At 71.1% G+C, this 26,282-nt stretch carries 27 protein-coding genes; 12 read left to right on the forward strand and 15 right to left on the reverse strand.

Translation table 11 applies throughout. The features are described from left to right. Positions 1 to 26 precede the first annotated feature (26 nt). A complete protein-coding gene (locus tag KIK05_RS25385) occupies positions 27 to 752 on the forward strand; it encodes a TetR/AcrR family transcriptional regulator (protein WP_214413324.1) in 726 nt (241 codons plus the stop codon). A gap of 10 nt (positions 753 to 762) precedes the next feature. On the opposite strand, the gene KIK05_RS25390 is transcribed toward KIK05_RS25385, so the two are convergent. Beyond that, positions 763 to 1,722 (reverse strand): DMT family transporter, encoded by a 960-nt coding sequence (locus tag KIK05_RS25390; protein WP_214413325.1) that lies wholly within the window; start codon positions 1,720 to 1,722, stop codon positions 763 to 765. 125 nt (positions 1,723 to 1,847) lie between these two features. Between KIK05_RS25390 and KIK05_RS25395 the strand changes: the two genes are divergently transcribed. Beyond that, positions 1,848 to 2,435: a CGNR zinc finger domain-containing protein gene (locus KIK05_RS25395; RefSeq protein WP_214413326.1), complete on the forward strand. Its 588-nt coding sequence runs from the start codon at positions 1,848 to 1,850 to the stop codon at positions 2,433 to 2,435. A gap of 9 nt (positions 2,436 to 2,444) precedes the next feature. Here KIK05_RS25395 and KIK05_RS25400 read toward each other — a convergent pair whose 3' ends face one another. Then, the gene (locus KIK05_RS25400; protein WP_214413327.1) at positions 2,445 to 3,881 is read right to left on the reverse strand and encodes an MFS transporter; all 1,437 of its coding nucleotides are present in this window, start codon (positions 3,879 to 3,881) and stop codon (positions 2,445 to 2,447) included. Positions 3,882 to 3,953: 72 nt separating this feature from the next. Here KIK05_RS25400 and KIK05_RS25405 point away from each other — a divergent pair, with 72 nt between their 5' ends. Further along, positions 3,954 to 4,625, forward strand: a complete 672-nt coding sequence (locus KIK05_RS25405; RefSeq protein WP_214413328.1) for a TetR/AcrR family transcriptional regulator — start codon at positions 3,954 to 3,956, stop codon at positions 4,623 to 4,625. Positions 4,626 to 4,628: 3 nt separating this feature from the next. On the opposite strand, the gene KIK05_RS25410 is transcribed toward KIK05_RS25405, so the two are convergent. The 8 genes from KIK05_RS25410 to purS all read right to left on the reverse strand — a co-directional run bounded on the left by KIK05_RS25410 (position 4,629) and on the right by purS (position 14,208). Then, complete coding sequence (locus KIK05_RS25410) at positions 4,629 to 6,098, reverse strand: MFS transporter (protein WP_214413329.1); 1,470 nt, start codon at positions 6,096 to 6,098, stop codon at positions 4,629 to 4,631. 60 nt (positions 6,099 to 6,158) lie between these two features. Beyond that, positions 6,159 to 6,827, reverse strand: a complete 669-nt coding sequence (locus KIK05_RS25415) for a Crp/Fnr family transcriptional regulator (protein WP_214413330.1) — start codon at positions 6,825 to 6,827, stop codon at positions 6,159 to 6,161. 98 nt (positions 6,828 to 6,925) lie between these two features. Continuing rightward, positions 6,926 to 8,965: an adenylate/guanylate cyclase domain-containing protein gene (locus KIK05_RS49010; protein WP_308250107.1), complete on the reverse strand. Its 2,040-nt coding sequence runs from the start codon at positions 8,963 to 8,965 to the stop codon at positions 6,926 to 6,928. 337 nt (positions 8,966 to 9,302) lie between these two features. Continuing rightward, positions 9,303 to 11,558 (reverse strand): phosphoribosylformylglycinamidine synthase subunit PurL, encoded by a 2,256-nt coding sequence (gene purL, locus KIK05_RS25425; RefSeq protein ID WP_214413332.1) that lies wholly within the window; start codon positions 11,556 to 11,558, stop codon positions 9,303 to 9,305. A gap of 32 nt (positions 11,559 to 11,590) precedes the next feature. Then, a complete protein-coding gene (gene purQ, locus KIK05_RS25430; protein WP_214413333.1) occupies positions 11,591 to 12,274 on the reverse strand; it encodes a phosphoribosylformylglycinamidine synthase subunit PurQ in 684 nt (227 codons plus the stop codon). 242 nt (positions 12,275 to 12,516) lie between these two features. Continuing rightward, the gene (locus tag KIK05_RS25435) at positions 12,517 to 12,930 is read right to left on the reverse strand and encodes an ester cyclase (RefSeq protein ID WP_214413334.1); all 414 of its coding nucleotides are present in this window, start codon (positions 12,928 to 12,930) and stop codon (positions 12,517 to 12,519) included. Positions 12,931 to 13,348: 418 nt separating this feature from the next. Beyond that, positions 13,349 to 13,738 (reverse strand): ATP-binding protein, encoded by a 390-nt coding sequence (locus tag KIK05_RS25440; protein WP_250563433.1) that lies wholly within the window; start codon positions 13,736 to 13,738, stop codon positions 13,349 to 13,351. Between the two features lie 224 nt (positions 13,739 to 13,962). Further along, on the reverse strand, positions 13,963 to 14,208 hold the full coding sequence (gene purS, locus KIK05_RS25445; RefSeq protein ID WP_214413336.1) for a phosphoribosylformylglycinamidine synthase subunit PurS: 246 nt from the start codon (positions 14,206 to 14,208) through the stop codon (positions 13,963 to 13,965). 312 nt (positions 14,209 to 14,520) lie between these two features. Between purS and pdhA the strand changes: the two genes are divergently transcribed. The 8 genes from pdhA to KIK05_RS25485 all read left to right on the forward strand — a co-directional run bounded on the left by pdhA (position 14,521) and on the right by KIK05_RS25485 (position 23,349). Further along, on the forward strand, positions 14,521 to 15,621 hold the full coding sequence (gene pdhA / locus KIK05_RS25450; RefSeq protein WP_214413337.1) for a pyruvate dehydrogenase (acetyl-transferring) E1 component subunit alpha: 1,101 nt from the start codon (positions 14,521 to 14,523) through the stop codon (positions 15,619 to 15,621). Then, on the forward strand, positions 15,618 to 16,592 hold the full coding sequence (locus KIK05_RS25455) for an alpha-ketoacid dehydrogenase subunit beta (protein ID WP_214413338.1): 975 nt from the start codon (positions 15,618 to 15,620) through the stop codon (positions 16,590 to 16,592). Before pdhA ends, KIK05_RS25455 begins: the two co-directional genes overlap by 4 nt. A gap of 8 nt (positions 16,593 to 16,600) precedes the next feature. Continuing rightward, positions 16,601 to 17,974: a dihydrolipoamide acetyltransferase family protein gene (locus KIK05_RS25460; protein WP_214413339.1), complete on the forward strand. Its 1,374-nt coding sequence runs from the start codon at positions 16,601 to 16,603 to the stop codon at positions 17,972 to 17,974. Between the two features lie 259 nt (positions 17,975 to 18,233). Further along, positions 18,234 to 18,362: a putative ATP-grasp target RiPP gene (locus tag KIK05_RS49445; protein WP_372455608.1), complete on the forward strand. Its 129-nt coding sequence runs from the start codon at positions 18,234 to 18,236 to the stop codon at positions 18,360 to 18,362. Between the two features lie 153 nt (positions 18,363 to 18,515). Then, positions 18,516 to 19,535, forward strand: coding sequence for an MvdC/MvdD family ATP grasp protein (locus KIK05_RS25470; protein ID WP_214413340.1), 1,020 nt, complete (start codon positions 18,516 to 18,518; stop codon positions 19,533 to 19,535). Beyond that, a complete protein-coding gene (locus KIK05_RS25475; RefSeq protein WP_214413341.1) occupies positions 19,528 to 20,505 on the forward strand; it encodes a TIGR04500 family putative peptide maturation system protein in 978 nt (325 codons plus the stop codon). The genes KIK05_RS25470 and KIK05_RS25475 overlap by 8 nt, the downstream gene beginning before the upstream one ends. After that, entirely contained in the window at positions 20,490 to 21,032 is a 543-nt protein-coding gene (locus tag KIK05_RS25480) for a hypothetical protein (RefSeq protein ID WP_214413342.1), read from the forward strand. The genes KIK05_RS25475 and KIK05_RS25480 overlap by 16 nt, the downstream gene beginning before the upstream one ends. Before the next feature lie 49 nt (positions 21,033 to 21,081). Next, positions 21,082 to 23,349, forward strand: coding sequence for a peptidase domain-containing ABC transporter (locus KIK05_RS25485; RefSeq protein WP_214413343.1), 2,268 nt, complete (start codon positions 21,082 to 21,084; stop codon positions 23,347 to 23,349). A 26-nt stretch (positions 23,350 to 23,375) separates the two neighbouring features. Here the strand turns inward: KIK05_RS25485 and KIK05_RS48290 are convergent, their stop codons facing one another. Next, positions 23,376 to 23,510 carry a hypothetical protein gene (locus tag KIK05_RS48290; protein WP_284681428.1) on the reverse strand — a complete coding sequence of 45 codons (135 nt, stop codon included), beginning with the start codon at positions 23,508 to 23,510 and terminating at the stop codon, positions 23,376 to 23,378. Between the two features lie 39 nt (positions 23,511 to 23,549). Between KIK05_RS48290 and KIK05_RS25490 the strand changes: the two genes are divergently transcribed. Continuing rightward, a complete protein-coding gene (locus KIK05_RS25490) occupies positions 23,550 to 23,744 on the forward strand; it encodes a WYL domain-containing protein (RefSeq protein WP_214413344.1) in 195 nt (64 codons plus the stop codon). 14 nt (positions 23,745 to 23,758) lie between these two features. On the opposite strand, the gene KIK05_RS25495 is transcribed toward KIK05_RS25490, so the two are convergent. The 4 genes from KIK05_RS25495 to KIK05_RS25510 all read right to left on the reverse strand — a co-directional run bounded on the left by KIK05_RS25495 (position 23,759) and on the right by KIK05_RS25510 (position 26,252). Then, positions 23,759 to 24,052, reverse strand: coding sequence for a Dabb family protein (locus KIK05_RS25495; protein WP_214413345.1), 294 nt, complete (start codon positions 24,050 to 24,052; stop codon positions 23,759 to 23,761). A 97-nt stretch (positions 24,053 to 24,149) separates the two neighbouring features. Next, positions 24,150 to 24,371: a DUF6458 family protein gene (locus KIK05_RS25500; RefSeq protein ID WP_214413346.1), complete on the reverse strand. Its 222-nt coding sequence runs from the start codon at positions 24,369 to 24,371 to the stop codon at positions 24,150 to 24,152. Between the two features lie 89 nt (positions 24,372 to 24,460). Further along, positions 24,461 to 25,288 carry an ABC transporter permease gene (locus KIK05_RS25505; protein WP_214413347.1) on the reverse strand — a complete coding sequence of 276 codons (828 nt, stop codon included), beginning with the start codon at positions 25,286 to 25,288 and terminating at the stop codon, positions 24,461 to 24,463. A 13-nt stretch (positions 25,289 to 25,301) separates the two neighbouring features. After that, positions 25,302 to 26,252 (reverse strand): ATP-binding cassette domain-containing protein, encoded by a 951-nt coding sequence (locus tag KIK05_RS25510; protein WP_214413348.1) that lies wholly within the window; start codon positions 26,250 to 26,252, stop codon positions 25,302 to 25,304. Positions 26,253 to 26,282 lie beyond the last annotated feature (30 nt).

Genomic DNA, 26,282 nt, shown 5'->3' on the forward strand with positions numbered 1-26,282 from the left:
AGCGTCAAGACGAGCCGGGAGTGCTGATGGCGGCGAAGGGGAACGGGAGCGGCGACCTCGCCCGAGGCATGGATCTCCTCTGGGGTACGGCGGACAGGCCCAGTCGCGGCCCGAAACCGAGCCTGTCGGTCGACCAGATCACCCGCACGGCCGTCGAGATCGCCGACGCCGAAGGCCTGCCGGCCGTCTCCATGCAGCGGATCGCCGCGGCGTTCGGCTTCACCACCATGTCGCTGTACCGGTACGTGCCGGGCAAGGCCGAACTGATCGCCCTCATGATCGACATGGCCATCGGCGAACGGCCCGACCTCGATGGGGTGCCGGGCGGATGGCGTGACCGCCTGGCCGAGTGGGCTCGGCGGTGCCTGCGGACCTTCACGCGGCGGCCCTGGCTGCTGGAGGTCACGAACGTGCACCGCGTGATGGGGCCGAACGAGCTTGGATGGATGGACGCGGCGCTCGCGGTCCTGGCGGCGGCCGGGTTCACGCCTGTGGAGCAGCACGACGCGTTCCTGCTCGTCGTGGGGCACGTCCGCAGCGTCGCCCATTTCACCGTGGGCGCCGACAGGCTGCGGGTCGCCGACTGGTCGGCCGCCATGGGAGAACGGCTGATGCGGGACGCCGATCGGTTTCCAGCGGTGGTCGCGGCGATCCAGGGCGGTGGGTACGCCAAGGCGTCGGACGAGCCCTTGGAGTTCGGGCTGCGCTGCCTGCTGGACGGGCTCGAGAAGCTCCTCGCCGAACGCGGCTGAGGCGTCTCGGCTAGGGCGTCGTGGAGCGGCGGGCGGTGAGGACGAGGGTGACCCCGATCCCGGAGATCACCATGCCGAGGAAGATGCTCGCAGACGGCTTCTGCCCGAGGATCGGGACCGCGAGCAGGGCCGTGACCGGCGGCACGAGGTAGAGCAGGCTGGTCGCCGCGCCGGCCGGGCGGCGGCGCAGCAGGACGAACAGCAGGGTGAAGGCGCCGATCGAGTTCACGATCGCCAGCCACGCGAGGGAGCCGAGGGCCGGCACGGTCAGCGGCATCCCGAGTCCGCCGTGCGCGATCGCCAGCGGAAGAGTGGTGGCCGTGGCGCCGAGGAGCTGGATCGTGGTCCCCGTGCGCAGGTCGACGGACTGGCCGAACTTCTTCTGGTACAGCGTCCCGGCGGCGAGTCCCGCCAGGGCGAGGCCGGTGAAGGCGTACCCGGTGAGCCGCCCGCCGCCGGACAGCTTCTCGCCGAGAGAGACGGCGACGCCGGCGAGGCCGAGAGCGAGCCCCGCCCACTGGCGCGGCTGCAGGCGTTCGGAGAAGAGGGGGACGGCCACGGCCGCGACGATCAACGGGCACGCGCTGAGGATCAGCGAGGACAGCCCGGCCGGCACTCCCTGCCCGAGTCCGAAGTAGACCGCGCCGAGCTGGACCGTCTGGAGCAGCACACCGGTGACCAGGAGGTGGAGGTAGACGCGCGGCTCCCTGGGCCAGGGGGCCCGGGTGAGGAGGGCGACGATCCCCACGACGGCGGTCGCGATGACGAACCGCCACGCCAGCAGGGCCATCGAGGCTCCGCTGCGGGCGCCGATGGTCCCGGCGAGATAGCCGCTGCTCCAGATCAGGACGAACACGACCGGGAGGCCGGCGGCGACGAGCCGTCCCCTCGTCCAGGGCCGGCGCGGGGGATGGGAGGACGTGGTGCCGCTGTTGAGAAGGTGGGCGGAGTCGTCGATGCGCGTTCTCACCGCTTCTCCTCTCTGGTGTAACAGGTCGACGCGTTACGTGCGACTGTAACCCCATGACTCGTTACACGACAAGCCGGTCGTTTCGTGCCGTCTCGGTGTAACGCCTGGAGCCGTATCGTTGCGGTATGGAGCTGAACGGCGCTCAGCCAGGGGGATTCGAGGCGCGGATACGGCGGCTCCGCACCGGAGCGACATGGCTGGACCTCGTGGCGACGGTGAGTGCGGCCTACGGCCCTTCGCCGGTGGAGCGCCTGGACGGCGTCGAGGCGCTCGGCGAATGGCTGGCGGCGGTGAAGCTGCTGCCGGAGGCCGCCCTCACGGAGGACGACCTGCTCCGGACCCGAGATCTCCGGGAGGCCCTGCGCGGTCTCGCGCTCGCCGTCGTAAACGCGCGGGCCCGGCCGGACGGCGCGGCCGAGCTGGTCAACGAGGTCCTCGCCGCTGACCGGCCCCTCGGCCTGGAGACCGACGGCCCGGCCCGGCTCGCCGCCCGGCGCCCCGCCACCTTCCAGGAGGCGCTCGCCCGCATCGCCCGCCAGGCCGTCGAACAGCTGACCGGTCCGTGCGCGGACAACCTTCGCACCTGTGACGAACCAGAGTGCGCGATGCTGTTCCTCGACCCGGGCGGGCGGCGCAGGTGGTGCGTGGCGGAGGTCTGCGGCGTCCGCAACCGCGTCCGTGCCCACCGCCGGCGCCGCCGCGCCGAAGCCTGACCGCTCCGGCTAGGCGACCGGTTCCCGGACCTTCTGGGTCGCCGGGGCGGTGGTCTCGGCGGGCTTGGCGCGCAGGGAGTAGAGGGCGACGGGGACGCCGAGGACGATGATGGCGGCGGCGACGACCAGGGCCAGGCGGTAGCCGTCCAGGAACGCCGTCAGCGGCGCCGCGTCGGCCGCCGCCGCCGTGCTCTGGCGGGCGCTCAGGATCGCGCCGAGGATGGTCACGCCGAGCAGGCCGAACACCTGACGCGAGACGTTCAGCACGCCCGAGGCGACGCCCGCGCGGCCGGTCGGGAGCGCCCCGAGGACGGCGTTGGTGAGCGGTACGAGCAGGCCCGCGCCGGCGCCGTACACCAGCAGCCAGGGAAGCAGTCGCGGATAGGTGCCGTGTTCGCCGATCAGGGAGATGCCGAACACCGACACCGCCATCACGCCGAGCCCCACGGCGACGGTCGCGCCGGTGCCGAAGCGGGCGGCGATCCTCGGAGAGACGGTCGAGATCGCCGACATCAGCAGGGCCATCGGGACGAATCCGGCTCCGGCCTCGGTCGGGGTCAGGGCGAGCACGTTCTGCAGCCACATGGCGGTGAAGAAGTAGATGCCGAACACCCCGAACGACCACAGGCCCGTGGACAGCATCCCGCCGCTGAACACCCGCTCGCGGAACAGCGACAGGTCGATCATCGGCTCGCTGGAGCGCCTTTCGAACAGCAGGAACGCCGCCCCCGCGACCGCCGCCGCGGCGAAGGAGCCGAGGATCGGCCAGGAGGTCCAGCCCTGGCTCTGCCCCTCGATAAGCGCGTAGGTCAGGCCCAGCAGGGCCGCGGAGGAGGTCAGCAGGCCGGGCAGGTCGAGACCGGTGGCCCGGTGGCCTCGCCCTCCGGGGACGCGGACGGCCCAGGCGCCCAGCGCGAAGGTGACCACGCCGATCGGGAGGTTGATCAGGTAGATCCAGCCCCAGTGCCAGTGCTGGCTGATGAACCCGCCGGTCAGCGGGCCGAGGGCGAGGGCCAGGGCGCCGATCGCGGTCCACAGGCCGACGGCGCGGCCACGCTCCCGGGGGTCGGGGAAGGTCACGGGGATCAGTGACAGCGTGGTGGGCGCCAGCAGGGCGGCCCCGACACCCTGTACGCCCCGGCTGAGCACGAGCGTCGTCCCGTCGCCGGACAGGCCCGCCGCCGTCGAGGCCAGCGTGAAGACGCCGAGGCCCACCAGGAACATCCGCCGCTGCCCGAACACGTCGGCGAGCCGGCCGCCGGCCAGGAGCAGCCCGGCGAACACCAGCATGTAGGCGCTGACGATCCACTCCAGTCCGGAGATCGTCAGGCCGAGATCGCGCTGGATCGTCGGCAGGGCCACGTTGACCACGTTGTTGTCCAGATACGTCATGAAGGTGGCGAGGGACACCGCCACCAGTGCCCACCATCGGCGATCCACAGTCATCTCCTCTACGGTGTACTTGTACGGCGTACATGTACGATGTAGAGGAAAGCTTGTACGGCGTATAGTTGTCAAGTGGCCCAAGACAAACTGACCCGGGAGACGGTGGTCGAGCAGGCGCTGGCGCTGGCCGACGAGGAGGGCATCGGCGCGGTCACCATCCGGCGTCTCGCCACCCGCCTCGGCGTCACGCCCATGGCGCTCTACTGGCACTTCAAGAACAAAGACGAGCTGATGTGGGTGCTCGCCGAGTACGTCATGAACGGCGTCACCGCCGACGTCTCCCCGGGCGACCCGTGGGAGAAGCGGCTGCGGGTGATGGTGGAGGCGCTCGTCAACGCCATGCGCGAGCACGACTGCCTGCCCGACCTGCTCGCCTCGCTGGAGAAGCACCATCTGACGAGCTTCAACCGGGCGACGGAGGCGGCGCTCGCCGCGCTGGGCGCGGCCGGGTTCACCCTCCGCGAGGGGTACTACGTCTCGACCTACCTGCTCAACGGCGCCATCGGCCTGGTGCAGTCGGAACCGGGACGCCACTCCGGCCCGAGCGAGGAGGAGCGGGCGGAGGCACGCCGGCAGCGCAGGCTCAAGCTGGAGTCGATGCCGGTCGACCGGTACCCGAACATGGTCGCCTACGGCTCGACCCTCGCCGAGCCGCCGGACATCGAGCAGTACTACACCTTCGGTGTCGACCTGCTCATCAGCGGCGTCCAGGGCATGAGGCGGGGCCGTGGCGACGGGCGGTGACCGTCACGCCCGGGGCCGGGCGAGGGCCGCGGCGACCAGGCCCGCGAGCGCGACGGCCGCGAGCACGAGGTAGGTCCGGTGGAACCCCGACATGAGCTCCTCGACCGCAACCGGGGACAGACGTGACAGCGTCCCGGCGTAGACCAGGTCCCGCAGCTGTGGTGACAGGGCGCTGGTCAGCACGCTGAGGGTGGTCGCGACGCTGAGCACGATGCCCGCGTTCATGATCATCAGGCGGAAGCCGTTGACCACGCCGAGGCTGCCCGGCGGCAGCGCGCTCATGACCTGGGTCGTGTTCCCCGTGAGGAACGTCCCGTTGCCGCATCCCGCGAGGAACAGCCCCGTCCCGATGATCCAGTACGGCGTCGTGGCGCCGGACGACAGCATCAGGCTCAGCAGGCCGGCGAAGTTGAGCACGCACCCCCCGACCGACAGGGCGTACGGCGAGATCCGCCGGCCGAGCGCGCCGGTGACGGGCGAGGCGAGCGCCATGCCCACGGGCACGGGAAGCACGCCGAGCCCCGCCGTGAACGCGTCCATGCCCCGCGCCGCCTGGAAGTACAGCGCGACCAGCAGCACGAGCGCCGACCGCGACAGGGCGGCGCAGAACGACGCGAGGTTGGCGAACGCCAGCATGCGCTCGCCGAACAGGCGAAGGTCCAGCACCGGGTGGGAGACCCGGCGCTCGACGACCAGCAGCACCGGCACCAGGACCAGGAAGATCACAAGGCCGGTCACCACGACGGGGCCGGCAAGGCCTTCCGAGCCGGCCTGCGACAGGGCGATGAGCAGGGCGGACAGCGCGGCGAACACCAGGAGGTTGCCGGTGACGTCGACCGGCGTCCGGGGGCCCGGCGGCACCCGGCGCAGCGTCACCCAGCCCCACACCAGCCCGATCACCGCGAAGGGAACGTTGAGCCAGAAGACCCACTGCCAGCCGGCGGTCTCGGCGATGAGGCCGCCGATGGTCGGCCCGGCGAGCTGGGCCATCGACAGGGTGCCGATGTACACGCCCATGCCCTGGCTGAGCCGGTCGGGCGGGAACGCGGCCGTGATGATGACGGTCCCGTTGGCGAGGATCATCGCGGCGCCGAGCGCCTGGAGCGCCCGCATGGCGATCAGGAAGCCGACATCAGGGGAGAGCCCCGCCAGCAGCGAGGTGATCGTGAACAGGGCGAACCCGGCCAGGTAGATCTCACGCCGCCCGAACAGGTCGGCCACGCGCCCGAAGAACACCAGTGTCGCGGTGTTGACCAGCAGGTACGACAGCAGGATCCAGGACGAGGCGAACGCGTCGGCGCCGAAGTGGCGTACGACGGCGGGCAGGGCCACGTTCAGCGTGCTGGCGTTGACGCCGATGAGGACCAGCCCGAGGCTGGTCACCGAGCAGACCCGCCAGGCGTGGCGCAACTGCTTGGCGTACTCAGGGGTGCCGGGCTGAAGGGCTGTGGCCTCGGGCCGCAGGGTGACCATGACCTCTAGTGTGACGTACGCCGTACGTCCGCTTTATCGAATATGTCCCCAAATAGGGGGTCAGCGGGCCCGCCTGCGCAGTCCGTCGAGGTCGTAGATGGTCACCCGCCGGCGGCCGGTCTCGATCAACCCCCGGTCGCGCAGCGAGCGCAGGGCCTTGCTGACCGCCTCGCGGGAGGCGCCCGTCCAACCGGCCAGCTCGTCCTGCGAAAGGGGAAGCACGACCCGCACCGTGCCGCCGTTCGTCTCGCCGAAGCGCTCCGCCAGCTCGACCAGCCGGGTGGCCACCCGCCCCGCGGTGTCGAAGGCGCCGTACTCCACGCGCTTGCGGTCGGAGTCGCGCAGCCGGTCGACCACGAGCCGCAGCAGCAGGACGGCGACCCGGCCGTGGGTGTTGAGGAAGCCGGGGAAGTCGCGCACGACCAGGGCCTCGACGGCCTCCAGGGCGGTGACCGTGCCGGAGCGGGGCTCACCGCTGATGAACGACATCTCGCCGAGCAGGGCGCCGGGGCCGCGGACGGCCAGGACGACCTCAGTGCCGCTCGCGGTGTGGGAGGAGACCTTCACCCGCCCGGAGGTGAGCACGAGCACCCAGTCGGAGGCGTCGCCCTCGGTCATCACCGTCGCGCCGCGCTCCCACCGCCTCCTGCGGCCACAGCCGAACAGATCGGCGGTCTCCTCTTCGGTGAGCAGGGAGAGGAACTCTCCGGGCTCTGACGAGGACCTCATCGCAACCTCCCGGGGGCCGTTCCCCGATTATGAACGCCCGTGTCGTGGCAGGCCATGGGGCCGTTCCCCCTTGCTGAAGGCGGATCACCGGCGTGATCTCACGGCAGAGCGTCGAGCACGTACGCCTCGACGGTCCGCTCCTTGCCCTTAAGGCTGAGGTCGCCCAGCGGCGTCACCCTCGCGCCGGATCCGATCCGCTCCAGGGTCGTCGCGCCGATCACGACCGTGCCGGGCTCGGCCAGCGCCTGCAGCCGCGCGGCGACGTTGACGGCGTCGCCCATCGCGTTGAACCCGCGCAGCTCCGGGCTCCCGATGTTCCCCACCAGTGCGGGCCCGGTGTTGATCCCGACCCGGAACCTCGGATAGCCGGGGTTCCCGGCGGCGATCTCCTCGGCCGCCGCCTGCATCGCCAGGGCCGCCCGCGCCGCCTGCTTGGCGTGCATCTCCTGCTCGGCGGGGGCGTTGAACAGCGCGAGCAGGGCGTCACCGACGAACTGCACTATCGTGCCGCCGTGCTCCAGGATGCGGGGCACCGCCGCCGAGTGGTAGCGGTTCAGCATCTCCACGATCTCGCCCGGCGCGACCCGCTCGGAAAAGGTCGTGAACCCCTTCAGGTCGGCGAACAGCGCCGTCAGCTCCACCAGCGAGCCGCCCAGCGCGGCCTGGCCGGGGTCGGCCAGCAGCGACGCCGCCACGTCGGGGGACATGTACTGCCGGAACAGCGTCTCCAGCTCGCGGTACAGCCGGGCGTTCTCCAGCGAGATCGACAGCTGACCGGCCAGGGTGGCGGCGAGCGCCTCGTCCTGCCCGGTCGTGCCGACCGGCACCGAAAGCACCCCGGCCAGCACGCCTTTGACGGTCAGCGGATGGACGACCGTCTCCGCGCGCCTGACCGGATCAGCGGTGGGGAAGTCCCCGGCGGTGTACTCGCGGTCGCCGAGGGTCGCGCGTCCGTGCGACACCAGCCCCAGCCGTACGTCCCCGTACGCCTGCCGGACCCGCTCCAGCGCCCCGGCGAGCAGGGCCTCCTCCGGAAGGCCGATCCGGCCCTGCCGTCCGACGTCGACCAGCGCGGCCAGCCGCTCCGACAGCTCGCGCTCGGCGGCCAGGGCGTGCCCGGCCTGTTCGAGGACGGCGGCCTGGCCCTCGTTCAGGCGGAACTTGCCCGCCAGGCGCACGGCGACCGGCGGCCCGGACGCGCTGCCGCTCTCCCGCATGCGCCGCAGATGGCCGACCAGCTCCTCTAGGGCCTCGTCGTACTGCGCCTGCAGCCGGCGGATCGTGGCGGCCAGTGCCACCGAGTCGAACAGACCCTGAGCGGAGCCCTCCCGGCGGAACTGGATGTAGGCGCTGTAGGCCACGAAACCGAACGCCAGCGTCAGCAGGACGTGCCACTCCCACCACGTCAGCGCCCAGTTCGGCCGGAAGTACGCGGCGATCACCGCCTCGCCCAGCAGGGCGTACGCCGTCACCAGGCTCACCAGCATCGCCGCGGGCCGCCGCCGGTGGACGCGGAACATCAGCGCCGCCGACAGGGCGTACAGGGCGGCGCCCACCCACGTCGCCGCGCCGATCGTCGCCCCGCCCGGCGGAGGCGGCGCGCTCAGCGGTGTCAGGCCCTCGGCCAGCGAGGCCGCCCCCCACGCCACGAGCAGGAGCACCAGGGCCGCGCGCAGCAGGTCGCCCCGGGCCAGCACCGCCGCGGCCGCCCGCTCGCCGAGCGGCAGCGAGGACGCGAACGCCGGTACCGCGGCGACCGCCAGCCCGACCGGCTGGCCGACGTCGAAGCCGTAACTCCCCTGGCCGAGGATCACACCCGGTGTCGCCAGGCCGTGCAGCAGGAAGAACCCGGCGTTGGTCAGGAAGACCAGCGACACCAGCAGCAGCCGGGCGTCCTTCCGCCGCGCGGCGGCCCGCCCGATCATGGCGCCCAGCGCGACGTTCACCGCGGCGACGCCGACGACCAGCGCGAAGTGGCTCGGCGAGTGGTGCCACTGGACGTTCAGCCGCTCGGGGTAGGCGAGCAGCAGCCACAGGCCGGCCGGCGGCAGCGCCAGGTGGACGGCCCAGACGACGCCCCTGATCGGGTGCGTCGCCGGAGGGAGGTACGGCTCGCGCGAGTGGTCGTCCGGGGCCACCTGCATCCTCCGCGACAGCTGGGCGGATGTACCGAACAGCTGATTATCACGCCGGTACCGGCGGCGGAGAGGCCGGTCGGCCAGACCGGTTCGATATCGAGACGGAACCGAACCGGGCTCTTATTAACGGCAAGACCGAAACTTCCGATACTTTAGGCGCCGTCGATCCGATAACCGCCTTACGGGATAGCCGGATCGCTGGGGGAAGCGAGCGGTGGATCTCGTGTGGGGGGATCCACCGCCTTGCCCTGTCCCACCCGCCGGCCAGAAGGCCGAAGATCCAGCTCCCCGGAACGCGGAAGGCCGGCCCCGCTTCCGCGAAGCCGGCCCGCGTCCGTCAGGCGCCGAAGACGGCGGGAAGCGTCGCCTCGTGGGTGGCGCGGAGCTCGTCCACCGGGATCTCGAAGGTCCCCTCGACCCGCAGCGCCGCGCCGCCGGTCGTCCCCAGCCCGTAGCACGGCACCTCGTGCCGCGCGCAGAGCTCGGCGAACGCCTCGAACGACTCAGGCCGCACGGTCACCAGCGCCCGGGCCGCCGACTCACTGAACAGGCCGGTGAACGCGTCGTCGCCGGGCAGCTGCACCGTGGCGCCCACCCCCTGGGCGAGGCACGCCTCGGCCAGCGCGACGGCGAGCCCGCCGTCGGACACGTCGTGGGAGCCCTCGATCAGCCCCTGCTCGGCCGCCTCCACCAGCACCGCGGCCAGCGAACGCTCGGCTTCGAGGTCGACCGCCGGGGGCAGGCCGCCCAGGTGGCCGTGGGCGACGTGCGCCCACTCCGAGCCGCCGAACTCCTCGGCGGTGTCACCGAGCAGGACGACCTTGAGCTCCGGCGCGGTGAAGCCGTGCCGCACCCGCCGGCGCACGTCGTCGAGGACGCCGAGGACGCCGACCACCGGGGTCGGGTGGATCGCGGTGGAGCCGGTCTGGTTGTAGAACGACACGTTCCCACCGGTCACCGGGACGCCGAGGGTCTTGCAGGCGTCGGCGAGACCGCGTACGGCCTCGGCGAACTGCCACATGACCTCCGGGTCCTCCGGGGAGCCGAAGTTGAGGCAGTTGGTCACCGCCAGGGGACGCGCCCCGGTGACGGCGACGTTGCGGTAGGCCTCCGCCAGGGCGAGCTGCGCCCCGGCGTAAGGGTCGAGCTTGGCGTAACGGCCGTTGCCGTCGGTGGCCAGCGCGAGGCCGCGGTTGGTCTCCTCCGCCCCCGGCATGACCTCGCCGATGCGGAGCACGCCCGCGTCGGCCGGCATGGCGAGCACGGTGTTGCCCCGCACGTACCGGTCGTACTGCGAGGTCACCCACTCCTTGGAGGCGAGGTTGGCCGAGCCGAGCAGCTCCAGCAGCGTCGCGCGGAGGTCGGCGGGGCGCGGCAGCCGCAGCGGGTCGTCGGCGTTCAGCGCGGCCTGCCCGGCCGGCTCGTGGAACGGACGCTCGTACACCGGGCCCTCGTCGGCGGCGGTACCCGGCGGGATGTCGACGATCACCTCGCCGTTCCACGTCATGACGAGCCGCCCGGTGTCGGTCACCTCACCGATCACCGTTGCCGGGACGTCCCACCTGGCGCAGATCGCCATGAAGGCGTCGATGTCCTCGGGCGTGACGACGGCCATCATGCGCTCCTGCGACTCGCTCATCAGGATCTCCTCGGGGAGGAGCGAGGGGTCGCGGAGCGGGACGAGGTTCAGGTCGACCCGCATGCCGCCGGTGCCCTTGGCGGCGAGCTCGGTCGTCGCACAGGACACCCCGGCCGCGCCGAGGTCCTGGATGCCGACGACCACGTCGGCCTCGAAGAGCTCCAGGCAGCACTCGATGAGGAGCTTCTCCATGAACGGGTCGCCCACCTGCACGGCGGGACGCTTGGCGTGCGACTCGTCCTCGAACGTCGCCGAGGCGAGCACCGAGGCGCCGCCGATGCCGTCGGGACCGGTGCGGGCGCCGAACAGCACGACCTTGTTGCCCGGGCCGGGCGCCGTGGCGAGCTTGATCTGGTCCTTGCGCAGCAGGCCGACGCACAGCGCGTTCACCAGCGGGTTGCCGATGTAGCAGGGGTCGAAGGCCAGCTCGCCGCCGATGTTGGGCAGGCCGAGGCAGTTGCCGTAGAAGCTGATGCCCTCGACGACGCCGGGCAGCACGCGACGCGTGTCCGGGGCGTCGACGCCGCCGAACCGCAGGGCGTCCATCACCGCGACGGGACGGGCGCCCATCGACATGATGTCGCGGACGATGCCGCCGACACCGGTGGCCGCGCCCTGGTGGGGCTCGACGTACGACGGGTGGTTGTGCGACTCGATCTTGAAGGTGGCCGCCCAGCCGTCGCCGACGTCGACCACGCCGGCGTTCTCACCCATGCCGACCAGCAGCGCCTCGGACTTGGGGGCCTTGGTGCCGAACTGGCGCAGGTGCACCTTGGACGACTTGTAGGAGCAGTGCTCGCTCCACATGACCGAGTAGATCGCGAGCTCGGACGACGTGGGCCGGCGGCCCAGGATCGAACGCACCCGGTCGTACTCGTCGAGCTTCATGCCGAGCTCGGCGTACGGCTGGGGCTCTTCGGGGGTCTCCGCCGCCCGCTTGACAGAGTCGATCATGTGTTCTCCTCGCGCCCCGCTAACGGCTTCGGTCACAGGTTCACGAACCTCTTCAGAATCGAGGTGAAGAAACCCCGGCCGTCGACGCTCGGCGCGCCGGTGAGGTCTTCGACGGCGTGCTCGGGATGGGGCATGAGCCCCACGACGTTGCCCGCCTCGTTGGTGATGCCGGCGATGTCGTTGAGCGAGCCGTTGGGGTTGCCGCCGAGGTAGCGGAAGACCACCTGGCCGCCCGCCTCCAGCGCGGCGATGGTCTCCTGGTCGGCGACGTAGCGGCCCTCACCGTGCTTGACGGGCAGCAGGATCTCCTGGCCTTCGGCGTAGTCGCCCGTCCACGCGGTGGTGGCGTTCTCGACGCGGACGCGCTGGTCGCGGCAGACGTAGTGGAGGCCCTGGTTGCGCGTGAGCGCGCCCGGCAGCAGGTGGGCCTCGCAGAGGATCTGGAAGCCGTTGCAGGTGCCGAGGACGGGCAGCCCGGCGCGCGCGGCCGGGATCAGCTCCTCCATCAGCGGCGCGAAGCGCGAGATCGCCCCGCAGCGGAGATAGTCGCCGTAGGAGAACCCTCCGGGCAGGAAGACGGCGTCGACCCCCTTCAGATCGCGGTCGGCGTGCCAGAGCGGCACGGCTTCACCGCCCGCGTGCCTGACGGCACGGGCGGCGTCCTGATCGTCAAGAGTTCCGGGAAAAGTGACCACGCCCACACGGGCAGCACTCATGGTCTCGTACCCCTCCACACGCGAGCGCCGCTCCGGCGTCTCACTCAGTTGGACGGCGGTCTGCGGCGGTAACCCTCAGGCTACCTGCTGGGCATACGCGACCGATCCAGGGGCTGGGCAGGGCACGGAGGGGTCGCCGAGATCCCTCGGATACGAAACGCGCGCACCCTGAGCGAAGCGCCACGCTGTTCGCCTACGCGAGGGCGGGTTGTCGGTATCGGGGCTCCGAGCTCCCGGAAGGCTCAGTCGGCGTCGGGCCAGGTCCAGCCGAGCTGGAAGAACATGCCCAGCCGGTCGCTCACCGCGCGGATTTCGGTGATCTTGTCGTCCTTGATGGTGAGGATGAAGATCGCCTCGACGGTGAAGGGCTTCATGGTCGGCTCGGGCATGCGCGGGTGATGGCCGGTGTGCTCGCCGGTCATGAGCAGGCGGGCCACGACGCGGTCGCTCTCCTGGATCAGCTCTTCGATCGAGATGTGGAACGGGTCGAAGGCGTCCAGCTGCATCTTGATGCCCTCGAACGCGGCACCCGGCTCGTCGGGCTCGCCGAAGATCATCTTGTTGTGGTCGACGACGTCGGCGGCCACGTATCGCGGCAGGTCGGCCGGGCGGCGCTCGTTGACGGCGGCGATGAAGTCACGGACAAGGGTCTTCACCGGAAACTCCTTCTCTTACACTGTAAGACGCCTCTTACGATGTACGAAAGAGTCGGGATTGTCAACCGGGGAAATGAGCGGGAACGGCGCCGGGCGGCATGCGCTGTCCCGCGCAGACTCGGCGCAGGGCGATGGTGTCGTTCCCTCGCAGGCGGCGAGGCGAAGCCTGATCCTTCGGCTAGTGCTCACCGAGGAGGGGGCCGGCGAAAAAGTCGCCTGCGGGCGATGGCCTGAAGGCCTCAAGTGTGGCGCTGGAGGCGGAAAGCGCGGCGAGGAAGATCCGGCGTCGAGCCGGCTGTAGGGCGCCGAACCGTGGTCGGCCGCTTCAGTCGCAGGGCGCCGAACTCTGATCGGCCGCGCCGGCCGTGACGGCGTATGCCGGGGCGTCCCGAACGGGCCGCTCGGTTTCGAGCAGGGCTCAGACGGCGGCGAGCTGGCGGTCGTGGTGGGCGAGGAAGTCCTCGTCCCAGTCGAGTTCCTTGCGGAGCAGGACGGTGGTGCCGCTGCCGGGGGTGATGTCGAACGAGATCTCGTCGACGACGGACTGCATGATCAGGATGCCGCGGCCGTGCTCGGCGTCGCCCGTGGGGTACTGCTTGGGGATCGCGCCGAGCCCGAGGCCGTTGTCGACGATGCGCAGCTCGCAGCGGCCCTGACCGATGGTGGCGATCACTTCGTAGCGCTTGGCCGGCCCGCCGTGGCGTACCGCGTTGGCGCAGGCCTCGGAGGTGGCGAGGAGCATGTCGGACACGCATTCCTCGGAGACGCCGATGCACCGAAGAGTGTCTCCCAGCACCCGCCGGACCATCGGGATGCCGATCGCATCCCTTGGCAAGGCCAACGAGAACTCAATATCCACCGGACCCCTCCGTGGCGCCGAAAGTCACGTTGGGGAGGTTCCCCGAAGAATCAGGGCTAACCGCAAAACCACGCTGTTGTTATTTACTGTTGGTCAGACGCTTGCTTTCTGGTCCGGCCAAAGTTACGTTTGCGGCGGTTTGCGAAGGCTTGGGAACGCGCCTCGAGAGCTTGCTAGCCCTCGACCCGGACAGAGTAGTCCTCGATCACGGTGTTGGCCAGGAGTGTTTCGGCCATCTTGCGGACTTCGGCGAGCGCGGACTCATCGGCCGGGCCGTCGATCTCCACCTCGAACCTCTTGCCCTGCCGTACCTCGCTCACACCGGAGAAGCCGAGCCGGGGAAGCGCCCGGGCGATCGCCTGCCCCTGCGGATCGAGGATCTCCGGCTTGAGCATGACGTCGACGATGACGCGTGCCACTGTTCCTCCTTGTTCGTGCCACGATTCGTGTGGAACCGGCCTGGTCCGGCTCAACCAGCCTAACGGTGGCGCCCCGGCCGGACGCCCCCGCCCCGCCTCCGCTCCTGGAGTTCCGGGCGGGTGTGCGTCGGGGCGCATCGGGAACGGGAGATGTGTGGACTTGAGGGTGGTCGGCCTTGCGCACAGGCCTGAGACGTCTGCCACGATGTCCCCAAATGCCGACGTACCACCACCACGGGTACAGAAGCGGGTTAACTGGCCGACTGTCGATGGCGATCCCATCAACCGGCCCCGAACGCACAGGAGCGGCACGTGACATTCGACGCCTCTCGTGGTGCCGAGGCACCCCCAGAGCTCGTCCAGCTGCTGACCCCCGAAGGGGAGCGCGTCGAGCATCCCGACTACGACATAGACCTGACCCCGGAAGAGGTACGCGGGCTCTACCGCGACCTCGTCCTGGTGCGGCGCGTCGACATGGAGGCCGTGGCCCTCCAGCGGCAGGGCGAACTCGGCATCTGGGCATCCCTCCTCGGACAGGAGGCCGCGCAGATCGGTTCGGGCCGCGCCCTGACCGACACGGACATGGCCTTCCCCACCTACCGTGAGCACGGCGTGGCCTGGTGCCGCGGCGTCGACCCGGTCAACCTGCTCGGGCTCTTCCGCGGGGTCAACCACGGTGGCTGGGACCCCGCCGAGCACAACTTCCACCTGTACACGATCGTGATCGGCAGCCAGACCCTGCACGCGGTGGGCTACGCGATGGGCGTCCAGCGTGACGGCGCCGACAACGCGACCATCGTCTACTTCGGGGACGGCGCCACCTCCCAGGGCGACGTCAACGAGTCCTTCATCTGGGCCTCGGTCTTCAACGCCCCCATCGTGTTCTTCTGCCAGAACAACCAGTGGGCCATCTCCGAGCCCCTGGAGAAGCAGTCGCGCATCCCCCTCTACCGGCGCGCCAGCGGCTTCGGCTTCCCCGGCGTGCGCGTCGACGGCAACGACGTCTTCGCCTGCCTCGCCGTCACCCGGCAGGCGCTGAAGAACGCCCGCGAGGGCCAGGGCCCGATGATGATCGAGGCCTTCACCTACCGGATGGGCGCGCACACCACCTCCGACGACCCCACCCGCTACCGTGTCGCCACCGAGCTGGAGGCCTGGAAGCTCAAGGACCCCATCGAGCGCGTCAAGGCCTACCTGTTCAAGAACCAGCTCGCCGACCAGGACTTCTTCGACTCGGTCGACGCCGAGGCCAACGACCTCGGCCGTGACGTGCGCAAGCGCTGCCTCGAGATGCCCGACCCCGATCCCATGGCGATCTTCGAGCACGTGTACGCCGAGCCGCACGCCCTGCTGGCCGAGGAGCGCGAGCAGTACGCCGCCTACCTCGCGAGCTTCGAGGGAGGCGAGCGATGACCACGCTCACCCTGGCGAAGGCCATCAACGAGGGCCTCCGGGCCGCCATGGAGGACGACCCCAAGGTCCTCATCATGGGAGAGGACGTCGGCAAGCTCGGCGGCGTCTTCCGCGTCACGGACGGCCTGCAGAAGGACTTCGGCGAGAGCCGCGTCATCGACACCCCGCTCGCCGAGTCCGGGATCATCGGTACGGCCATCGGGCTCGCCCTGCGCGGCTACCGCCCGGTGTGCGAGATCCAGTTCGACGGGTTCGTGTTCCCCGCCGCCGACCAGATCATCACGCAGCTCGCCAAGATGCCGCTGCGCTCGCTCGGCAAGCTGAAGCTGCCCGTCGTCGTCCGCATCCCCTGCGGCGGCGGCATCGGCGCCGTCGAGCACCACAGCGAGTCGCCCGAGGCCCACTTCGTCCACACCGGCGGCCTGCGCGTGGTGGCCTGCTCCAACCCCGTCGACGGCTACCACATGATCCAGCAGGCGATCCGCTGCGACGACCCGGTGATCTTCTTCGAGCCCAAGCGGCGCTACTGGGAGAAGGCCGACGTCGACAAGTCGGCCGTCCCGCTGCCGTTCGACCGGGGCCAGGTGGTCCGGCCGGGCACCGACGTGACCGTGCTGGCGTACGGGCCGATGGTGAAGACGTGCCTGGAGGCCGCCGCGGCGGTGGCCGAGGAGGGCCGCTCCCTGGAGGTCGTCGACCTGCGCACGCTGTCGCCGCTGGACACCGAGCTGATCTTCGAGTCGGTCAGGAAGACGGGCCGGTGCGTGATCGCGCACGAGGCGCCGGTGACGTCCGGGCTCGGCGCCGAGATCGCCGCGCGGATCACCGAAACGTGCTTCTACAACCTGGAGGCGCCGGTGCTGCGAGTGGGCGGCTTCTCCACGCCCTACCCGCCGTCACGGCTGGAAGACCACTACCTTCCCGACCTCGACCGGGTGCTGGACGCGGTCGACCGCACGTTCGCCTTCTAGGAGGGGCTGTGCTTCGAGAGTTCAAGCTCCCCGACGTGGGTGAAGGCCTGACCGAGGCCGAGATCGTCAAGTGGCACGTCTCGCCGGGCGATTCGGTGGTGATCAACCAGACCATCGTGGAGATCGAGACCGCGAAGGCCGTCGTCGAGCTGCCGTGCCCGTTCGAGGGGGTCGTCGCCTCGCTCATGGCGGCCGAGGGCGACACGGTCGACGTCGGCAAACCGATCATCGCGGTCGACACGGGCGAGGGGGCGTCGGCGCCGCGGGAGACGGCGCTCGCCGACGACATGGTGCCCTCGCCTCCCCCGGAGGCGGTTGCCGAGGCCAAGCCCGAACGCCAGCCGGTGCTGGTGGGGTACGGCGTCAAGACGGGCGCCACCACCCGCCGTCCCCGCAAGGGGCAGACCCCCGCCCCCCAGGCCGCGCAGAGCGCCTCTGCCCCCGCCCCGCAGGCCGTTCCCGCCCCGGTGGCGCCGGTCGCGCCCGCCGCCCCGCCAGGGGCGGGCAGGGCCGCGCCGGTGCACGTCCTGGCCAAGCCGCCGGTGCGCAAGCTGGCCAAGGACCTCGGCGTCGACCTCGCCGCCGTGACCGGCACCGGGCCGAACGGCTCGATCACCCGGGACGACGTCCACGCTGCCGCCGCCGAGCCCGTGGCCGCGCCCGGGTACGCCCTGCCGGCGCAGGGCGAGCGTGAGGAGCGCATCCCCGTCAAGGGCGTGCGGAAGGCGACGGCGGCCGCCATGGTCTCCTCCGCCTTCACCGCCCCGCACGTGACCGAGTTCCTCCAGGTCGACGTGACCGAGACGATGGACGCGGTACGGCGCCTGCGCGAGATGCCCGACTTCGCCGATGTGAAGGTCTCGCCGTTGCTGCTGGTGGCCAGGGCCCTGCTGACGGCCGTCCGGCGGTACCCGCTGATCAACTCCAGCTGGACCGGCGACGAGATCGTGGTGAAGCGGTACGTCAACCTGGGCATCGCCGCCGCCACACAGCGCGGCCTGATCGTCCCGAACATCAAGGACGCCCAGGCGCTGTCGCTGCCCGAGCTGGCCAGGGCGCTGGCCGAGCTGACCGAGAAGGCGAGGTCCGGGCGGTCGCAGCCGTCCGACCTCACCGGCGGCACGATCACCATCACGAACGTCGGCGTGTTCGGCGTCGACGCGGGAACGCCGATCCTCAACCCCGGCGAGGCGGCGATCCTGGCGTTCGGGCAGGTCCGCGACCTGCCGTGGGTGGTCGACGGCCAGATCGTGCCGCGCAAGGTGACCACGCTGGCGCTGTCGTTCGACCACAGAATCGTCGACGGCGAGCTCGGCTCGTACTTCCTGCGGGACGTCGGCGCGATGCTGCAGGACCCGCTGCGCATGCTCGCCTGGAGCTGAGCACCTCAAGACAGCGGTCCAAGGGCCCGGAAGGAACCTCCTTCCGGGCCCTTTCCGTGTTTCCGAGCAGGCGTTCGCGACATAACGGCAGATCAGCGGCCTCGGCAAGTCGTCTCAAGTAGGCGGCAAAGTGCGTGGCAAGTTCCCTCCAAGTCCTGATCTCTAACTTCGTCATCACAAGCACGACGACAGGTTCTCCGAGACGAACGGGGAACCGAGAACCGCCGCGAAAGCGGGGGAAGGGAAGAAAATATCGAAGATCAGCCTCGACGACCTGGCGTTCGACGGCGCCGAGCTGACCGAGGCCGAGCTCGGCGAGGTCGCCGGCGGCCGCTGGTCCGTCAGCTGGACCACCGGCGGCAAGCCCTCCGAGTGGGTGAACAACTGACCTGAGGCCGGTTCCACCGACCTTTGAGTGACCCGGTGGCGGGGCGGTGTCCATCCGCCTCGCCACTGCGGCATGTGAGGGAGCCGACCGGCTTCCGACCCGGCGGAGCCCCGAAGGGCTCCGCTCCACGACCGCGACCAGGACGGGCCTGCCGTGATCCTCATCCTCAGCGACCTGCGCGACGACACCGTCGACATGGTGCTGCCCAAGCTCAAGCGCCTCGGTGTGCCCGTGACCTGGTGGGACAGCGGCGACTACCCGGCGAGGAGCCGGATGACGGTGGCCTTCCACGAAGGCGGGCACCGCCTCGAGCTCCACACCGAGGCCGGGACGCTCGACCTGTCCACCGTGACGGCCGTCTGGCGCAGGCGTCCGACGTCGTCGGCGGCCGCGGCGAACGTGACCGAACCCAGCCACCGGCAGCACGTCGAGTGGCAGGCGCGGTTCCTGCTCGACGGCGCCTGGGACCTCGTCCCGGCGCGATGGCTGCCCGCCCGGCGGGATCCCGAGCGGCAGGCGCACAACAAGATCATCCACATGGCCCGCGCCGCCGCGCTGGGCTTCGTGGTGCCCGAGACGACGTTCACCAACGACCCCGCCGAACTGCTCCCCGCGTACGAGCGCGCCCGCGGCGGCCTCGTCGCCAAGCAGATCAACTCCGACTCGTTCACCGTCGACGGCGCGGACCACCGCACGTACACCACCGTGATCACTCGCCGGCATCTGACCTCGCGGCACCTGCTCCAGCACGAGCCGGTGATCCTCCAGCCGTACGTGCCCAAGGCCGTCGAGCTACGCGTGATCATCGTGGAGGACGAAGTCTTCGCCGCCGAGATCGACTCGCAGGCGTCCCGGACGGCACGGGAGGACTGGCGCCACTACGACGACGACCGGGTCAGGTACGCCGCGCACGAGCTTCCGCCCGACGTGGCGAGGCGCTGCGTCGAGCTGGCCGCCTCCCTCGGGCTCACCTACGGGGCCGTCGACCTGATCCTCACCCCCGAAGGCGAGTACGTCTTCCTGGAGATCAACCCCAACGGCGCCTGGGCGTTCCTGGAGACGCGCGCGGGCCTGCCCATCAGCGACGCCATCGCCGCCTGGCTGGCCAGGCAGGAGACCGTCGCCGGCGTGAACGTGAACCCGACCGCCCGACAGGAGAACCCCGATGAGTGACTTCGGCACCGAACTCGAGTCCGCCGTCGAGCTCCTGCGGAGGCTCCCGCGCAGGCGCGCCCAGGTGGAGGAGGCCCGCAGGGCCGCGGCCGAGTGGACGGCCGAGCATCCCGCCACCGGCGCGCAGCTCGTCGTCGACGTGCGGCCCGGCACCCCCGTGGTCGACTACGATCTCCTCCTCGCCCACCCGGACGGCGGCACGGTCGCGCTGACCGCCCCCGCCGACGAGGGCGTCCCCTGGCTGATCGAGCACTCCACGCACTGGGCCGCGGGCCAGCTGGTCAGCGTCGGCGACGTCCATCTGTCGGTGGCGCAGGCCCTCACCATGCTCCGCTCGCTGTCCCGCAGGGGTCTCTCGCCGCACGACGAGATCGTCGAGCAATGCCTGATCCTCAACGAGGTGCTGAACGACGACGAACCGCTCGCCGTGGAGGACCTCCAGGCGGCGGCCGACGAGTTCCGCCGGGGACGCGGGCTGCACGACCGTACGGCGACCCTCGCCTGGCTGGAGCAGGTCGGCATGTCGCTGCCGCAGTTCGAGGAGTACGTCGGCGGCATCGCCCGCCGCTGCCGGTTCCGCCGTCGCAAGGAGGCGGAGCTGGCCCCGGCGTACCTCGCCGAGCACCGTTCCCGCTTCGACCGGGTACGGGCACTGTGGGTGTCCGGTTCCGAGCCTCGCACGGCGGCCACGCCCGACGAGCTCCTGTGCCTCGCCGTCGTGAGCGGCGAGGCACAGGTCACCATCGGCGACCGCTGGGCCGGGGACCTTCCCGAGCCGCTGAAGGACGCCGAGGCCGGCTCGGTCGTGGGACCCGTCGAGTACGAGGGCGCCCACTTCACCGGCGCCCTGGTCGAGCGCCGCCCGGCCGAGGACGACGAGCCCACCCTCCAGGCCGCCGGACGGGCCGCCTTCGCCGACTGGCTCGCCGAACGCCGCCGCCACACCTCCGTCGAATGGCACTGGTCGTGAGCCGCCCGATCTTCCGTGAGGAGGCGCTGCGCCGCTACAGCGATCCCTCCAGGCGTGACAGCAAACCTCTCCTCATCAGTGGTGGATGGTTCGTCCTGTTGTGGGCACTACTCGCCCTCCTCGGCGCGGCCGGGGCGGCCCTGGCGCTCGTCCAGGTGCCGGACCTGACCACCGTCCAGGCCACCGTCACCCGGTACGCGGCCTCGCCCGCGCCTCGTCTCGACGTGACGGCCCAGATGCCGCAGGACCGTCCTGTGCCGCACCCGGGTGACCCCGCCACCGTACGGCTCACCGGGTGGCGCCGGCCGCTCGACTGCCAGGTCGCCGACGCGGGCGGCGCCGTGGTGGAGGCGGAGCAGCTCAGGAAGCGTTTCGGCACCGCGGCGGGGCCCGCGCGCCTCGCCGTCCTCGCCTGCCGGATCTCCCCCGGGGAGGACGGGCCCACGCTCGTCCGCCGGGCCGGGCAGGCCGTCGTCCGCACCGGCACCGTGGCCGCCGGGTCCCTGCTGTTCGGAGGTGACGCGTGAACCGTCCCCGTGCCGGTCTTTCCTGGACCAGATCTCGCAGGAGGGTCTCGTGAGGAAGCGCGTGCCGGTCCTCCTGCAGAACAGCGTGTCCGAATGCGGGGCGGCGTGCCTCGCCATGGTGCTCTCCTACCACGGGCACCGGATCTCGCTGCAGGAGCTCACCGACCGGCTGCAGGTCGGCAGGGACGGTCTCACGGCGCTCGCCATCGTCGCGGGCGCCCGCGAGTCGGGGCTGAACGCCAAGGCCTTCTCGCTGGAGCCCGAAGACCTCGCCCGCATCCCCATGCCCGCCGTGGTGCACTGGGAGTTCAACCACTTCGTCGTGGTGGAGCGGTGGGCGCCCGACCGGGTCGACATCGTCGACCCCGGGCTCGGCAGACGCCGGCTGACCGCCGAGGAGTTCAACGAGGGCTTCACCGGCGTCGTGCTCGCCTTCGAGCCGGGCCCGGCGTTCCGGCGCGGACGCTCCAGCGCGGCGAGCACGTGGCGGCGGCAGTTCCTCAAGACCCTCCTCATGCGCCGGCGTGGCCTGCTCGCGCAGGTCGTGCTGGCGTCACTGCTGCTTCAGGTGCTCGGGCTGGCACTCCCGCTGTTCTCGCAGGTGCTGGTGGACCAGGTGCTGCCCATGGGCGCCGGCACGCTCCTCGCCGTGCTCGGCGGCGGGATCCTGCTCGCCACGCTGACGCAGTTCGTCGTCGGGGCGCTGCGATCGATGCTCCTGGTCGCCGTCAGGGCCGGCGCCGACGCCGAGCTGACCAGGGGAGTGGTGTCCCACCTGATCACTTTGCCGTACAGGTACTTCGCGCTCAGAGGCACCGGCGACCTGGTCACCAGGGCGAGCAGTGTCGCCGTCCTGCGGGAGATGCTCACCGGGCAGATCCTCTCGGCCCTGCTCGACGGGCCGCTGGCCGTCGGCTACCTGATCATCGTCTTCGTGCGGGACCCGTTGTTCGGCGCCTGCCTGGCCGGTGTCGCGCTGCTGCAGCTCGTGCTGCTGCTGGCGACCACCCGCCGGGTCAACTACCTCGCCCAGCAGGAGCTGACCGCGTTCTCGGCCACCCAGAGCCACCTGATCCAGGCCATCGGCGGGATCGAGACCCTCAAGGCCTCCGGCGCCGAAGGCCACGCGGTCGAGCAGTGGTCCAAGAACTTCACCACCCAGCTCAACGCCGACGTCCGGGGCGGCATCACCCAGGGACTGCTGGAGGCGACCCTCGGCGCGATCCGCGTGCTCGCCCCGCTCGGCCTGCTCTGGGTGGGGGCCTGGCGGGTGCTCGACGGAGAGCTGACCCTCGGGACGCTTCTCGCCCTCAACGCCGTCGCCGTCGCCGCGCTCACCCCGCTGTCGTCGCTGATGACGAGCCTGCAGAGCCTCCAGCAGGCCGGCGCGCACTTCGACCGGCTCTCCGACATCCTCGCCTCCGACCCCGAGCCGTCCCAGGGCATCGAGGTCCTGCGGCTGCGCGGCGCCGTCGAGCTGCGGGGCGTCGGCTTCCGGTACGACCCGCGTGCGCCCTGGACCCTCCAGGACATCTCACTGAAGATCGCGCCCGGGCAGAAGGTGGCCCTGGTGGGCTCGTCCGGGTCGGGCAAGAGCACCCTGGCCCGGCTGCTGCTGGCCCTCCACGCGCCGACCACCGGCGAGATCCTCTACGACGGGGTGCCGATGGGAGAGCTGAACCTCCGCACGCTGCGGAGGCAGTTCGGCGTCGTCACCCAGGACCCGTCCCTGTTCACCGGCACGATCAGGGAGAACATCGCGCTCAACGACCCCGGCGCGTCCTTCGACCGCATCGTCGAGGCGGCGAGGACCGCGCGCCTGGACGCCGAGATCCGTGAGATGCCGATGGGGTACGAGACCATGCTCACCGAGGGTGCGGGCCTTTCCGGCGGCCAGCGGCAGCGGCTCGCGCTGGCGCGGGCCCTGCTGTCCAGGCCGAAGATCCTTTTGCTCGACGAGGCGACCAGCAACCTCGACAGCGAGAGCGAGGCGGCCATCGAGGCCCACCTCGCCCAGCTCACCCAGACCAGGATCGTCATCGCCCACCGGTTGAGCACGATCCGCGACGCCGACCTCATCCTCGTGGTCGACGGCGGCCACATCGCCGAGCGCGGCACCCACGAGGAACTCCTGGCCCAGGGCGGCCGCTACGCCGCCCTGGTGGCCGCCCAGACGAACGACGGCGTGCCCGCTCACGCCGCACAGACGCGGCTGGTGAGGAGGGAGGCCGCCCGCCCGCTGCCCGACCGGTCCGACGCCGCCCACCCGGCCCGTGAGACGGTGGAGTACCGGGTGGTGCGGGAGACGGGGGCGTGACACGGCGGCACGCCGGTCACCCGTGTTCAGAAGTCGACGCGCATGACCACGCGCCGGAGCGTGGGCGCGCTCACCTGGGTGAAGCCCGCGTCGGCGAAGACGTCGCGGCTGCCGACGTGGAGTTCGCCCCAGGTGACCTCCACACCGGGCTGCGTGATCATCGGGTAGCCCTCCCCTCACCGGGCGGATCCGGCTACCGCATGTGCCCGGAGGCCGAACGGGTCATGGACGTCGACCCGTGGGTCGTCGTCGTGCGCCGCGGCAGGTGGTATCTCCTGTGCTGGTCCCACACCAGGAACGCCCGCAGGGTGGAACTACAGGAGGCCGCCGGGCTTCTCGGACGACGCCTTCTCCAGGCCGCCGACCGGCCGGTTCAGGAAGGCCTGGACCGCTGAGTGGACGTGCTCCGTCAGAAGGTGTACTGGACGGCCGCGCGGTTGGCGAGGATCGGCCTGATCACGTCGGCGATGACCGCCCGGTGCACGGGGTGGTCGCGGTAGACGAGGTAGTCGGCCTCGGAGTCGAAGTCCGCCACCACCGCGAACTCGTAGTTGCCGGGGTTGATGCCGGCGTCGCCACCGATCTCGTACCGGCGGATCTCCGGGATCGCCGCGGGCAGCTCCTTCAGACCGGCCTCCACCGCGGCCTTCTGCTCCTCGGTGGCTCCCGCGACCCAGCTGAACAGCACAACGTGCCGGAACATCGTCTCTCCTTCAATTGCCTGCGCGGCCAGCGTACGACCCCCCTCGGCGTCGCGGCCCGGAGCCCCCGCCGGGTCCCCCGCTGCGGGCACGGAGGAGTCAGACCGAGGGCGGGTTCTCGCGGTGCTGGAGCTGGTTGTCGGAGGTGGCGCCGCGGCGGGACATGAAGACGAAGCTGAGCAGCAGGCCCACCGCGCCGACCACCATGAAGATCACGCCGATGACGTCGATGTGCACGCTCCGGCCGAGCACGTCGGGTTCGATGGCGAACTTCAGGATCGCCCCGACGGTCAGGAAGAAGATGCTGACTCCGATCCCCATCTAGACCTCCGGGACTCGACGTACGCGGTGAAGGTAAAGAGCGTCCAGCGGCAGGGTAATACCCCGCCAGGGCCGCTCACACTACCGATTCACCGGCCGAGCGCCCGGTAGCGGCGTACCGCCAGCGGGAGGAAGACGGTGATCAGTGCGATCGACCAGCCGAGCGTGACCGCGACGGAGTGCTGGAGCGGCCAGGGGGCCTGTGCGCCCGGGAGGCCGGGGTTGCCGAAAAGCTCCCGGCAGGCCGTGGTGACGGCGCTGATCGGGTTCCAGTCGGCCGCCGTGCGCAGCCAGCCGGGCATCCCCTGCGTCGGCACGAAGGTGTTGCCGATCATCGTCAGCGGGAAGACGACGGCCCTGCTCAGCTGGTCGGCCGTCTCGGGGTCTCCGGCCAGCAGGGCGGCGTAGGACCCCACCCAGGTCAGGGCGAACCTCAGCAGGAACAGCAGGCCGAAGGCGGCGGCCGCCTCGAGGGGCCCGTTCTCGATCCGCCAGCCGACGACATGGCCGCATGCGATCATGAGGAGTGTGCTGGGCACCGCCGTCAGGAGGTCCCCGATGGACCGTCCCAGCAGCACCGCCGAGCGGGACATCGGCAGCGATCGGAACCTGTCCGTCACCCCCTTCGACATCTCGGTCGAGACCACCACCATGGTCCCCACCGCTCCGAACGCCGTGATCATCGCGAAGATCCCCGGCATGAGGTACGCCCGGTACTGGCCGCCCGGCACCTGGATCGCGCTGCCGAAGACGTACCCGAACAGCAGCACGAAGGTCAGGGGCGCGGCGGCGATGCCCACCAGGTACCCCGGCCGGTTGCGAAGGTGGGTGAGGTCGCGCCGGGCGATCGTCCAGGCGTCGGCCAGGGCCCAGCGGAGCCTGGCGCTGAGCGAGGCGGGCGGAGGAGGAACGTTCATGACGGCTCCTCCCTCAGCCGGCCCGTGACGCGCCGGTGAGCCGCAGGAACACCTCGTCGAGGGTGGCGCGGCGCAGGGCGATGTCGTCCAGGGCGATCCGCTGGTCGTCCAGTGCCCGGACCGCGGCGGTGAGCGCGGTCGTGCCCGGGCCGTTCACGGGTACGGAGACCCGCGAGCCGGCCGTGTCGACCCTGGGTTCGCTTCCCGCGACGCGTTCCAGTACGCATGCCGCCTCGCCGAGCCTGGGCTGGTCGGCGACGACCACGTCGAGCCACTCGCCGCCCGCCGACCTCTTCAGCTCCGCGGGGGTCCCGGACGCGATGACGCGCCCCTGGTCGAGGACGGCGACCCGGTCGGCGAGCTGGTCGGCCTCCTCCAGGTACTGGGTGGTGAGCAGGACGGTGGTGCCTTCGGCCACGAGCTCGCCGATCAGCGCCCACATCTCCCGCCTGTGCCGGGGATCGAGGCCGGTGGTGGGTTCGTCCAGGAACAGGACCGGCGGGGCGGCGAACACGCCCGCCGCGAGGTCGAGGCGGCGCAGCATGCCTCCCGAATAGGTGGAGACCAGCCGTTTCCCGGTCCCCGTGAGGCCGAAGCGTTCGAGGAGCTCGTCCGCTCTCCGGCGGAGTGCTTGTTTCGGCAGGTGGTAGAGCCGGCCGACCATCTCCAGGTTCTCGCGCCCGCTCAGCTCGGTGTCCATCGCGGCCGTCTGCCCGGCGAGCCCGATCCGGGCGCGGACCTCGGCGGGCCGCCGTACGACGTCGAAGCCGGCGACCTGGGCGGTCCCCTCGTCGGGGCGGAGCAGCGTGGCGAGGATCCGCACGGTGGTGGTCTTGCCTGAACCGTTCGGCCCGAGCAGGCCGAACACCGTGCCCGCCGGTACCTCGAGGTCCAGGCCTCGTAACGCCTGGGTGCCGCCGAACCGCTTGCGCAGCCCGGCGGCCAGTACGGCCGCGTCGCCCATCTCATCCTCCCTGTGTACGTTGTACATCTC

The organism is Sphaerisporangium fuscum (assembly GCF_018531465.1).
Taxonomy (GTDB): domain Bacteria; phylum Actinomycetota; class Actinomycetes; order Streptosporangiales; family Streptosporangiaceae; genus Sphaerisporangium; species Sphaerisporangium fuscum.